This window comes from Kitasatospora sp. NPDC127035 (assembly GCF_042726075.1).
Lineage (GTDB): Bacteria > Actinomycetota > Actinomycetes > Streptomycetales > Streptomycetaceae > Kitasatospora.
This window is the reverse complement of record NZ_JBHXDN010000047.1, coordinates 22,359-34,758: the sequence shown is the minus strand read 5'-3', so window position 1 is coordinate 34,758 and position 12,400 is coordinate 22,359. Positions and strand designations below refer to the sequence as shown.

6 protein-coding genes are annotated in these 12,400 nt (G+C 74.6%); 4 read left to right on the top strand and 2 right to left on the bottom strand.

Annotation, left to right across the window (positions count from 1 at the left end):
* Positions 1-272 precede the first annotated feature (272 nt).
* Positions 273-2,579: a collagenase gene (locus ACFWIC_RS27670; RefSeq protein ID WP_380520275.1), complete on the top strand. Its 2,307-nt coding sequence runs from the start codon at positions 273-275 to the stop codon at positions 2,577-2,579.
* A gap of 84 nt (positions 2,580-2,663) precedes the next feature.
* Here ACFWIC_RS27670 and ACFWIC_RS27665 read toward each other — a convergent pair whose 3' ends face one another.
* Positions 2,664-3,170, bottom strand: coding sequence for a DUF5990 family protein (locus tag ACFWIC_RS27665; protein WP_380520274.1), 507 nt, complete (start codon positions 3,168-3,170; stop codon positions 2,664-2,666).
* Positions 3,171-3,237: 67 nt separating this feature from the next.
* Positions 3,238-9,192 (bottom strand): TIR domain-containing protein, encoded by a 5,955-nt coding sequence (locus tag ACFWIC_RS27660; RefSeq protein ID WP_380520273.1) that lies wholly within the window; start codon positions 9,190-9,192, stop codon positions 3,238-3,240.
* Between the two features lie 160 nt (positions 9,193-9,352).
* Between ACFWIC_RS27660 and ACFWIC_RS27655 the strand changes: the two genes are divergently transcribed.
* The 3 genes from ACFWIC_RS27655 to ACFWIC_RS27645 all read left to right on the top strand — a co-directional run bounded on the left by ACFWIC_RS27655 (position 9,353) and on the right by ACFWIC_RS27645 (position 12,391).
* Positions 9,353-10,561 carry an SLC13 family permease gene (locus tag ACFWIC_RS27655; protein WP_380520272.1) on the top strand — a complete coding sequence of 403 codons (1,209 nt, stop codon included), beginning with the start codon at positions 9,353-9,355 and terminating at the stop codon, positions 10,559-10,561.
* 215 nt (positions 10,562-10,776) lie between these two features.
* Positions 10,777-11,211 (top strand): hypothetical protein, encoded by a 435-nt coding sequence (locus ACFWIC_RS27650; protein WP_329948561.1) that lies wholly within the window; start codon positions 10,777-10,779, stop codon positions 11,209-11,211.
* 85 nt (positions 11,212-11,296) lie between these two features.
* Positions 11,297-12,391, top strand: a complete 1,095-nt coding sequence (locus ACFWIC_RS27645; protein WP_380520271.1) for a tyrosine-type recombinase/integrase — start codon at positions 11,297-11,299, stop codon at positions 12,389-12,391.
* The last annotated feature ends 9 nt before the right edge of the window (positions 12,392-12,400 follow it).

Here is a 12,400-nt window from a genome sequence, read left to right as displayed (position 1 = left end):
CCAGTAGGCCGCGCCCGCCCGGCGACAAGCGTCGCCGAGCAGCACGTTCCACCGGACCCGGAGGGCCCCGCCGCACCGGCGGGGCCCTCCGTCATGTGTTCTGACAACGTTTCGGTTGCGGCGAACGACAATCCGGTCCGAGGCCTTCCCGGCGCCATGCGACATGTGCCATTTTACATGTCACACATCGATTGGCCGCGTGCCCCAACGCGCGGTCACAACGGCCCCGGAGGCCCCCACAGATGCGTCCCTCCCGGATATCAACGGCCAACGTGCGCAGACTCCCTGCGCTCGGCGCGGCCTTCTTCATCGCGCTCGGCCTGTTCACACCGCAGAGCCAGGCCGCGCCCGTCGGCGCCACGGCCCCGGCCGGCGTGAACGCCACCGGAACCACCGCCTCGGCGCCGCGGTCGATCCCGGTCCCCAAGTCGCCCGAGGCCAGGAACAACAGCCCCTTCAAGCTCTCCTCCCAGGACTACGGCAAGCAGTCCGCCGTCCCCGCCGTTCCGGTCACCGAGCCCCTCAAGGCGGCCAAGCAGTTCTCGGCCGCCGCCGGGGAGCCGTGTCCCAACCTCTCCGAACTGATCAACGCCACGGGCAGCGCGTTGGTCCAGCAGCTCAAGGCACTGCCGAACGTCCCCTGCGCCTACCCGCTGTTCCAGCTCACCGGAGCCGACGCCGGCAAGGCCTTCGGCGAAGCCAAGATGGTGACCGTCGCCAACGCGCTGCGCGACGCCTCCGCGACCTACCCGGGCGACAACAGCACCTCCGTCGGGCAGTTGGTGATGTACCTGCGCGCCGGCTACTACCTCCACGAGGTCCTCCCGGACGCCGTCGGCACCTACGGTCCGACCCTGGAGACCGCGGCCCGCGGCGCGCTCGACGCCTTCTTCGCCGCTCCGCACAGCAAGGACATCACCGACGCCAACGGCGACACCCTCAACGAGGTCGTCACGGTGATCGGCCAGACCAGGACCTTCGGCCGGTACAACGGCGTCCTCAAGTGGATGCTGAACAGCTACGACGGCAACTGGCCCCGGCTGATGAACCTCTCGCTGAAGCACTTCGACTGGCTCATCGAGGAAGGCCTCGACCCCAAGCCCGAGAAGGACGGCCAGGGCCTCAAGGCCGCGCTCAAGGCCGACTCCTCGCTCCTCGACGCCTGGTCGGGCTTCATCACCCGCAACGAGGACCTGCTGAACCGTGACGACATGGTCAGCAACATGGGCCGCTACCTCGGCTACGCCCTCGTCGTCCCCGAGCTCAAGGACCGGCTCCGGCCGCTGCTCAAGGACCTGATCAACCGGTACCCGAACGTCGGCCCCACCGCGCCGATCACCATGAACCTGGCCTGGGCCACCCGCCAGTTCGACAAGGGCAACTGCGCGGCCTACGCCATCTGCGACCTGACGGACCGCCTGCTCCCGGTCATCCTCCCGATCCAGCGCACCTGCAACCCGGGCCTGAAGATCCGCGCCCAGGACATGTCCCCCGCGCAGCTGACCAGCACCTGCACCAGCCTGACCAACCAGGACGCGTACTTCCACAAGGTGATCGGCGACAAGGGCGCGATCCCCGGTGACGTGAACACCGACCTGGAGGTCGTCGCCTTCGACGACTACTACAACTACGCGCTGTACGCCTGGGCCTTCTACAACATCGACATCGACAACGGCGGCATGTACGAGGAGGGCAACCCGGCCCTGCCCGGCAACCAGGCCCGCTTCATCGCCCACGAGGCCGACTGGCTCCGCCCGACCTTCCACATCTGGAACCTCAACCACGAGTACACCCACTACCTCGACGGCCGCTACAACATGGCCGGCGACTTCGACGCCAGCCTGACCACCCCGACCATCTGGTGGGTCGAGGGCATCGCCGAGAACATCTCGTTCGGCTACCGCAACCTGCCCAACACCGACGCGATCGCCGAGGCCGCCAAGAAGACCTACAAGCTCAGCCAGCTGTTCGACACCGTCTACGGCCAGGAGGCGGACCCCGACGTCAACTCGACCCGGGTCTACAAGTGGGGCTGGCTGGCCGTCCGCTACATGCTCCAGGAGCACCGCGCGGACATCGAGACCGTGCTCACCAAGTACCGCACCGGTGACTGGGAGGGTGCCCGCACCTTCCTGAAGCAGACCGTCGGCACCGGCTACGACGCCGGCTTCGACGCCTGGCTGACCGCCTGCGCGACCAACGGCTGCGGCACGCTGCCGGACGCCCCGGTCGCCCCGACCACCCCGGTCTGCACCATCGCCGACCCGCGCCAGTTCGACAAGAACTGCCGCCGGGACAACCTCACCGCCACCGCGGGCAACTACAGCTACCACTTCCTGAACCTGCCGGCCGGCGTCAAGCAGCTGACCATCACCACCACCGGCGGCACCGGCAACGCCGACCTCTACTACGGCGGCAGCAACTGGGCCACCACCTCCTCGTACCAGGCGAAGTCCACCAACGCCGGCAACAACGAGACCCTGACGATCAACAACCCGCCGTCCGGCTGGGTCTACTTCAGCCTCGCCGCCGGGCAGCAGAACTTCAGCGGCGCCAGCGCCACCGTCACCTACCAGTAGGCCGCGCCCGCCCGGCGACAAGCGTCGCCGAGCAGCACGTTCCACCGGACCCGGAGGGCCCCGCCGCACCGGCGGGGCCCTCCGTCATGCCGCGGATCCCTCGCCGCCCCCGGCCGACCAGGCGATCACCGGCGGGCGGACCGCCCCGCAGAGCGGGTGGCCCTTCGCGTCGGTCAGCCCGAGCCGGCCCACCAGCAGCCCGCCGCGCACCGCCGCGCCGAGGGTGGCCGGCGGGACGGCGTCCAGGAACAGCTTGGCGCGGCGGAGCAGCGCGGGGCCGTCCGGACCCGGGGTGAGCCAGGTGAGGTAGACGAACCGGGCGCCCGGGCCGCCCTGCACGTACGGGCCCAGCAGGTCCGGGCCGGCCGGGCCGGGCTTCACGGTGCACTCCACCGTCCAGACCGCCTCGTCCGCGTCCCCCGCCACCGGGTCGAGGAGCTCCCCGGGCCTCCCCTTGCGCTGCACACCCACCTGGACGGCGGTGTACCCGGGGAACCCGGGGACCGGGGCGCAGCTGCGGCCCGGGAGGTCGGTGGCCTCGATGCGAAGGCGGACGGTGCTCGTGGTCGTGCTCGTGCTCGTGCTCGGCATGCGCTCATCCTGCCCGCACGCACCGACGACACCGGCTCATCGACGGCGGCGCACCCGGAACGGCGGCTCACAACTCCTCCTCCGGGGGGAGCCGGTGGACGCCCGGAAGGTGGGTGTCCAGCTCGCCGGGCTCGAACCGGCACATGCCGACGGCGTGCCAGAACTCCCCGGCCACGTCGCCCTCGCACTTGTACGCACCGGAGGGCAGCAGCGCCGCCCAGCCGTCCGGGGCCCCGAGCAGGGTGGCGAGCGCGGTGGGCCGGCCGTCGGCCCGGACGCGCCAGAGCCGCACGGTGCCGTCCTCGCCGCCGCTGGCCAGCAACGAGCCGTCCGGGCTGAAGGTGACCGCGAGGATCCGGCCGGTGTGGCCGCGCAGGCCGGCCACCTGCTCGCCGGTGCGCGGGTCCCAGACCCGGACCACCCGGTCGTCCCCCGCGGTGGCGAGCAGCGGCCGGGACGGGTGGGCCGCGGCGGTCCAGAGCCGCCCGACGTGGCCGGTCAGCCGGTGCCGGACGACGCCGTCGCCCCAGATCAGGGTGGTGCCGTCCCAGGAGGCGCTGGCCAGCCAGGAGCCGTCGGGTGCCGGTGAGACGGCGTACACCCGGTCGGTGTGGCCGTCGAGTTCGGCCTCGACCCGGCCGGTGTCGACGTCGGAGATCCGGACCCTGCTGTCGTCGCAGCCGGTGAACAGCCGCCGGCCGTCCGGGCTGAACGCGATGGAGCGGACCCGGCCCCGGTGCTCGCGCAGGGTGATGAGGTGGGCGCCGGTGCGGCGGTACCAGACGCGGACGGTGTCGTCGTCGTTGGCGGTGGCCACGAGGACCCCGTCGGGGCTGAACGCCTCGGCCCAGACGTGCTCGGTCTCGACGTCCATCTCGCGCAGGTACTCGCCGGTCCGGGCGTTCCAGAGGCAGAGGTCGCCGTCGTTGGTGGCGGTGGCCAGGATCGCCTCCTCCGGGCTGAACTCGGCGGAAACCAGCCGGCTGCTGCGGCCGGAGAGTTCGCGCACCCGGCGGCCCGTGGCCGGCTCCCAGAGCCGGACCACGCCGTCGTTGCCGCCGGCCGCCAGCAGGGTGCCGTCACCGCTGAAGCTGAGCGAGCCGATCCGGCGGCCGTGGCCGCGCAGCAGCTGGCGGCTGCGGCCGGAGGCCGGGTCCCAGAGCCGGACCAGTCCGTCGTTCCCGCCGGTGACCAGCAGGGCGTCGGTCTCCGCGCTGCCCCGGCCCGCACCCGGGCGGAACCGGCAGGCCCAGACCGAGCCCCGGTGCTCGGGCGGCTGACGGCGCAGCGGCACCACCTCGTGGCCGCCCCGGGCCGCCGGGTCCCCGCCCGACCGACCGGCGCCGTCCGCCCGGGGGATCCGGGTGACCCGCCAGATCCGCACCCCGCCGTCGCTGTCGCTCGCGGCGAGCCGGGTGCCGGCCTCGTCGAAGGTGACCTGGTAGATCTTGCCGGTCGAGTCCTCGGGCCGGCCGGCGGTCGTGCCGTCGAGCGGGTTCCAGAGCCGGACCTGGCCCTCGGTGTCGCCGCTGGCGAGCAGGTCGCCGTCGGGGTGGAAGGCGAGCGTGTAGATCCGCCCGGCGTGGCCCGGCAGGGTGTGCAGCAGGCGCCGTCCGGCCGCCTCCCAGATCCGCACGGTGCCGCCGGTGCCGTCGCCGCCGTCGGCGGTGGCGATCAGGGTGCCGTCCGGGCTGAACGCGGACCGGTAGACGGTGCCCCGGTGGCCGGGGAGCACGGCGAGCCGCCGGCCGGTGGCGGTGGACCAGAGCCGCGCCCCGCCGCCCTGGTCACCGGTGACCAGTTGGGCGCCGTCGGGGCTGAACACCGCCGTGTAGACGGGCGCGTCGTGACCGGGCAGGCGGTGCAGCGGGCGGCCGGTGCCGGTGTCCCAGAGGGTGACCACGCCGTTCGGGTCGCCGGTGGCGACCAGTCGCCCGGACGGCCCGAGGGAGACCGGCCAGACCCCGCCGGCGTGGACGTCGAGGCGGTGCCGGCACTCCCCGGAGACCTGGTCCCAGAGCCGGACGGTGCCGTCGGCGCTGCCGGTGGCCAGCACGTCACCGGCGAACTTGACCGCGTAGACCCGGCCGATGTGGTCCTTGAGGGTCCGCAGGGCGACCCCGGTGACGGCGTCGCAGACCAGCACGCTGCCGTCCTCGCTGCCGACCGCGAGCAACCGGCCGTCGGGGCTGAAGGCGACGGGTTCGGGCAGCCGGGTGGAGCGCACGTCGAACCCGTACGGGACGCCGACCTCGGAGGGGCTGAACCCGGCCTCGACGGGCAGCCCCGGGGCGATGGCGGCGGCCCGCAGCTCGGGCGCGGCCAGCACCTCCGGGTCGGTGACGGCGGAGATCAGCGCGGCCCGCTGCCACCGGCTTCCGCGCAGCCGGGCGGCGCGCAGGTCGGTGCGGACCAGGCGGGCGCCGCGCAGGTCGGCGGAGCGCAGGTCGGCGCCGGACAGGTCGGCGCCGTCGAGCCGGGCGCCCGCCAGGGTCGCGCCGCGCAGGTCGGCGCCGGACAGGTCGGCCCCGAGCAGGCGGGCGTCGGTCAGGTCGGCGCCGGACAGGTCGACGCCGGACAGGTCGCGGTGCGAGAGGTCCTCGCCGGCCAGCGTGGCGCCGCGCAGGTCCGTGTGCGCGGGCACCCGCAGCCGGTCCAGCACCTTGACCGCGTTGAGCCGGGCCGCCTCGCCGCCCTCGTGGGCGCCGTCCAGGACGGACCGGGCCCAGCGCTGGCAGACCTGGTGGTCCGCGAGGTCGCAGAGGAACTCGACGGCGAGCCGGCTGAGCGGTCCGCGGGCGAGCAGCTCGGTCTCGCCGCGCTCCAGGGCGGCCGCGGCGGCCCGGGCCACCAGCCACTCCACCACCGAGCCGTGGATGAAGTGGAACATGCCCTCGTCGGAGCGGATCAGCAAGCTGCCGGAGCCGACCGCGTGCGCGAACTGCGAGGTGGGCATCGGGTTCTCCGCCAGACCGCTCAGCACCCCGGCGATGTCCACGATCTCGTCGAGCGCCATGGAGACCCGGCCGCTCTCCCACAGCCGCACCGCGAGCAGCGTGACGGCCTGCCAGAGCTGGTCCAGGCGCAGGCCGGGGGCGGCGCCCGGGCCGCCGTGGCCGCGCTGCTCCTCGAACCTCAGCCAGGAGGTGAAGACCTCCTGGTAGAGGCCGGCGGCGCTGAGCGCCCGGCCGGCGCCCGCCACGGCGCGCAGCCGGTCGTGGTCGAGGTCGGCGACGAAGCTGAGCAGCCGGGGGTTGCGGCAGAGCGCGAGCAGGTCGGGGATCGCCTCCAGCAGCCGCATCCGGCGGGCCGCGGCGTCCGGGTCGCCGTACCGGTTGGCGAGGTAGCCGCGGATCTGGTGCGGGGTGAAGTCCTGGACGGCGACCAGCCGGCGCTGCGGGAGCAGGCCGACCCGCTCGCCGAGCGCGGTGAGCACCTGCTCGTGCGAGCTGAAGTGCTGGGTGCGGCTGGTGACGACGATCTTGGCGTTGTCGACGGCGGCGTCCAACAGCACCTGGAGGTGGTCGGCGGCGCGCTCGTAGCTGACCCGGTTGACCAGTTCGTCGAAGCCGTCGAAGAGCAGGACGACGCGGCCCTGCCGGAGCATGTAGCGGAACGCCCGCAGGTCGAGGGTGTCGATGCCGTGCTCGGTGAGGTGGGCGGCGACCAGGCCGTCCAGCGAGTGCGCCTTGTCGAGCGCGCTCAGGTCGATGAACAGCGGCGCCAGGTGCGGGAGTTCGGCGGGGATGCGGCGGGCCGTCTCGCGCAGCGCGAAGGTCTTGCCGCGGCCGAAGTCGCCGAGCAGCAGGACGAACCGGCCGTGGTCGGAGTCGAGCAGCCGGAGCAGCTCGTCGACCAGGCCCTCGCGCTCCTGGACGCCGGGGCGCTCGGCGTCCCGGAAGCGCTGCGGCAGGTAGAGGCCGGGCTGGTACTGGCTGTCGGTGCTGAGCCGCTCGCTCTGGGCGGAGACGTAGTCGCGCAGGTCCAGCAGGCCCTGGAACTCCACGAAGCTGCGCAGCCGCACCCCCCGGCGCCGGGCCCGCTCGCGCAGCACCCGGGGCGGCGGCGGGCCGTCGTGGACGAGTTCGGCGTCCAGGCCGGCGCCGTCGGCGTGCACCTCGTCGGCGAAGCGGTCGACGTCCTCCACGGTCGGGGTCTGCACGCTGACCGCCACCCGCTGCTGGCGGACCAGGCCGGACTCGGCCCAGGTGACGAAGAGCTGCGGCGGGGATCCGGCCACCTCGCGGATCTGGGCGCCCTGGTGGCGGGTGCGGCAGACCTCGGCGACCCGGGCCAGCAGGGCGTCCACCGGCGAGGTCAGCCTGCGGGTCTCGCGCTCCGCCCCGGCGGCGGGGCGGACCTCGTCCACCTGCGGCGGTTCGACGGTCGGGGCCGGGCCGGCCGGCTCGGGCACCGGGAACGCCCGCCCGGCCCGGCGCCAGGGGACGGCCGCCTGCTGGGGCTCGGCGTCCGGGGCGGACCAGCGGGTCAGCCCGTCGCGGGTGAGCCGGAGCAACTGGTGGCCGCCCGCGGCCGGGGCCCCGACCACGGTCACCTCGCCGGCCGAGGTGGTGAGCGGCCCGACGGCGCCGCGGGCGGCGGCCGGGCCGTGCAGCAGCAGGTGGAGCCGGGGCGCGGTCAGCCGGGTGAACCGGTCGACGTCGCGGAGCGGTTCGGCGTCCGGGCCGCCGCGGGCCGGGCGGGCGGCGGTCGGCCGGGAGCCGGCCGGGCGGCCCCCGGCGGCGTGCGCGGCGCCCTGGTGGGCGCCCCCCGGGCCGGTACCCGAGTGGGCGGCGGCGACCGGGTGGCGCAGGGCGCCGATCCGCAGCCAGCCGTCGTTCTCGTACGGGCGCAGCGCCTGGGCGAACCAGGCGGCCTGCTCGGGGCCCAGCCAGCCGTACCGGTCGTCCGGCCGGTGGGACCAGGCCATCGAGGAGTTCAGACCGGCGACGACGGTGCCCAGTTCGGGGACCGGGAAGAGGGTCCACGGCTGGGCGCTGTCGAAGACCACCTCCAGCCCCTGGTAGAACTCCTGGAACAGCCGGGCGTAGTGCCGCCACTTGGGCCAGAAGGGCGGGGTGGGGCGCAGCTCGTCGGCCTCGCAGGTGGCGAAGTAGGCGCGCGAGGCGGCCTGGCTGACGTCCTGCCCGCCGGGGACGATCGCCACCCGGTGCGGCTCCAGGCCGAGCAGGGCGCGCATCCCGGTGAGGAAGGAGAGCGCCTGCTCGCACTCGCGGGGGCTGCCGGAGGCGGTCAGGTCGCCGGTGACGACCACCAGTTCGGGTGTGGGGGCCCCGGAGTCGGCCAGTTCCACCAGGTCGCCCCAGACGGCGGCCTGGAGGTCGACCGGGTCGTTGCCCCGCCCGAACTCGGGGCCGGCCAGGTGCAGCACGGTCACCGCCTCGCGCCCGCCGGCCCGGCCCGCCGCCTGCGGGTACTCGGGCTGGACGGACGGCCTGCGCCGGCCCGCCCAGCCGGTGCCCCCGACCGGGCGGGGGGCGGGGATCTGCGTCTGGGCCGCCGGCGGGAGGGCGCCGGGCGCGCCGCCCGGGTAGCCGGGGCGCAGCTCGGGCCGGGACCGGCCGTCCATCGCCGCCGCGACCCGGTTGAGCAGGAGCTGCCGGGCGCGGGCCGGCTCGTCGACGCCCACCAGGTCGATGTAGGTGAGGGTGGCGAGCAGGCCGTCCACCGGGATGTCCTCGATCCGGACCGTGACCAGCCGGCGGTCCGGCGCGTCCGGATCCGCGCGCAGGGCGGCCTGCCACTCCATCCGGCCGTAGCGCGAGCGCTCGTAGTTGCGCGAGAGCAGGGCGATGACGGCCGCCGACTCGGTGACGCCGCGGTCCATGAAGTCGACGAAGTTGGTGCCGGGGACGAAGTCCCATGCCTGGAGGAACGCCCGGTAGCCGGCCTCCTCCAGCGTCCACGCGATCCAGGCCGCCCAGCGTTCGTCGGCCGGCGAGTAGCTGATGAAGAAGTCGATCGGCCCGGGGCCACCCGGGGTCGCGTCAAGAGCCCCCATGGAGAGAGCTTATGACCGATCCGGACGGGCTGAACCCTCCTTGCCCACAACGGTTTCGGGTGATATCCGGTCCGGACTGCGCGAACGCGCGACCGGTGTCCGACCAGACGTGCGAGTGGCGGTGTCGACCCGCGACGCCTCGTGTGCGACCCTGACGTCCGTGTTTGCGTACTGGCCCGCCGTCCGGCGACTTCATCCGCTCGACCTCCTTGCCGGCGGGCTGCTCGTCCTCGGCCTGCTCTTCCTCGCCACGGGGTTGCTCCCCCCGGACTCCGCCGGGGCGGCCGTGCAGCGGATCGCGCCGCTGCTGGCCTTTCTGGGCTCGGTCATCGTGCTGGCCGAACTGACGAGCGCCGCGGAGGTGTTCGACGTGCTCGCGGCCTGGGTGGCGCGGGTCGGCCGGGGCAGCTACCCGGTGCTGTTCCTGCTGTGCGTGGGCTTCGCCTCGCTCACCACGACCGTGCTCAACCTGGACACCACCGCCGTGCTGCTCACCCCGGTGATGCTGGCGCTCGCCACCCGGGTGGGCATCGCCCCGCTCCCGCTGGCGATGACCACGGTCTGGCTGGCCAACACCGCGAGCCTGCTGCTCCCGGTGTCCAACCTGACCAACCTGCTGGCCGCCGACCGCGTCGCGCTCTCCCCCGCCGGGCTGGCCCGGGCGATGTGGGCGCCGCAACTGGCCGCGCTGCTCGCCACCATGGTCTGCCTGTGGGGGTTCTACTGGCGGCGCGGGCGGCGGGGGGCGGACGCGTACCGGCCGCCGGCGGCCCACCGGCCGAAGGACCGGGCGCTGTTCCGGATCTGCGCGCTGGCCTGCGCCGGGTTCCTGGTGGCCAGCCTGGCGGCCGTCGTCCCGCTCTGGGTCGCCTCGGGCGCGGCGGCGGCGGTGGTCGTCGCCGCCTACGCCGTCCGGCGCCCGGAGGGGTTGCGCGCCTCGTTGATACCGTGGCGGCTGCTGGTCATGGTGCCCGGGATGTTCCTGGTGGTGCAGACCGTGGACGCCCACGGGCTGCACCGGCTGCTCTCCGAGGCGATCGGCACCGACGGCGGGGTCCTCGGCCTGTTCCGGGCCTCGGCGGTCGGCGCGGGCCTGTCCAACGTGCTCAACAACCTGCCGGTCTACCTGGCCGGGGAGGGCGCGGTGCCGGCCGGCAACCACCAGCAGCTGCTGGCCCTGCTGATCGGCACCAACATCGGCCCGCTGATCACCCCCTGGGCCTCCCTGGCCACCCTGCTCTGGTACGAGCGGTGCCGTTCGGCGGGCCTGCGGGTGCCGCTGCGGAGCGTGGCCGGGGCCGGGGCCGTGCTCGCCGTCGGCGGCGTGGCGCTGGCCACCGCGGCCCTCGCGGTGACGGGCGGCTCCTGAGGGACCGGCCCGGGGGTCAGGGGCAGGGCGTCGCGTACGGGGAAGGCCCGCGCCCTCCGGGCTTCGAAGAAATCGCCGATTGCCCCGAGGATGTCAGTCAGCGCTGCGGCAGTTTCCCGGGAACCCGCATGTGACGGTTTTCACCTCGGATAACATCGCATATCCGAGGTAATAACCGGATATGACGATCCGTCCGCCCGAACCGAGGGGCCCCTGTGACCGACACCCGCACCCCGCCCGCCGAACAGCTGCACTACGCGGTGGACCTCACCCCGGCAGACATCGAGGCCATCCACGGATTCCTGCACGAACGGATCACTCCGATGAAGGGGGACGACCTCTTCGGCAGCCCGGAGGAACGCGCCGCGCGGGCGCTGGCGAGTCTGGTGCGCACCGCGAGGGCCCGCGCCGAGGTGATGCTCGCGCGTCTGACCGAGAACCCCGACGACCGTCACCGGGGGGAGAACCTGCACACGCTCCGGCAGTGCTGGCAGTCCCTGGTGGAGGTCGCGGAGGAGTGGTCCGACGCGCCCGGCTTCGATCGCCGCCGGTGGCGCGACGTCGACGCCGACCCCGCCGCCGCAGCGCTGCGCCACCGGCTGGTGGCCAAGCAGCGCGCCGAGGCCGCCGACACCGCCACGCAGACCTGACCCAGCGGCACCGTGCCCGCCACCGGCCCTTGGCGACGGGCGTCAGCGAGGAGACTTCGATGAGCGAGGACCGGTCGACGACGAGTTGCTGCCCGCCCTGCCGGCCGTCGGCGGCGACGTCACCGAGGACGGGGCCGGGGCCGGGCCGGACGCGGCGAGTGCCGCGGTGCTCGCCGCGCTCGACACCCCCGCTCGCCGGCACCCGGACGACGTGCGCCCCGCGAAGACCAGGGCCGGCTACGCGCGGGACCGGGCGGTGTGGGGCGAGTACCTGGACTGGCCGGCCGCGCCGGAGCGCACCGGCCACCGCCTCCCGGACACCTCCGTCGAGACCGGCACCCTGGTCGGCTTCGTCGTCTGGCTCGACCGGGTCGCCGAGGCCGCCCCGGCCACGATCGAGCGGCGGATCACCGGGGTGACGGCGGAGGCCCGGCGCCGCGGCGTCCAGGTGTCGAAGGAGACCACCCTCGCCGCCCGGCGGGCGCTCACGCCGATCCGCCTCGACCCGGACCGGCTCCGGGCCGGGCGCGGCCGGGGCCGGGCGGTGGCGTCCACTCCCGCGCAGCTGCGGGCGATGTCGACCGCCGACCCGCTGGTGCCCCGGCCGGTCGGCTCACGGCGGCGGCGCCGCGACTACGCGGTACCGGAGCTGGCTCGGCTGCGCGACCGGGCGCTGACCCTGCTGTCCTTCGCCGTCGCCGGGCGGGCCTCGGAGGTGAGCGGCCTGGACGTCGGGGGGATCGTGCCGGATGCCGAGGGCCTGCACGTCGCCGTGCCCTCGGTGAAGGGCCGGCCCGGCCGGGACGTGGTCGTGGCCTACGGTCGGCACGAGGAGACGTGCCCGGTGCGGGCCTGGCTCGCCTGGCGGGCCGCGGCCGGTCTCGACGGCGGCCCGGCGTTCCGGCCGGTCGACCAGTGGGGCCGCCTCGGCACCGGGCGGCTGTCCCCGGACGGCTGCCGGATCGTCATCACCCGCACCGCCGAGCGCGCCGGCCTGGAGACACGGCTCACCGGGCACTCCCAACGGGCCGGGCTGATCACCGCCGGGATCAGGGCCGGCAAGCAGCCCGACAAGGTGCGGGCCCAGTCCGGCCACGCCGACGGCTCCCCGGTCTTCGAGGGCTACGTCCGCGACGCCCGGGCCCGGGAGGACGCCGCCACCGACGGCATCGGCCTCTGAGCGCAGGCG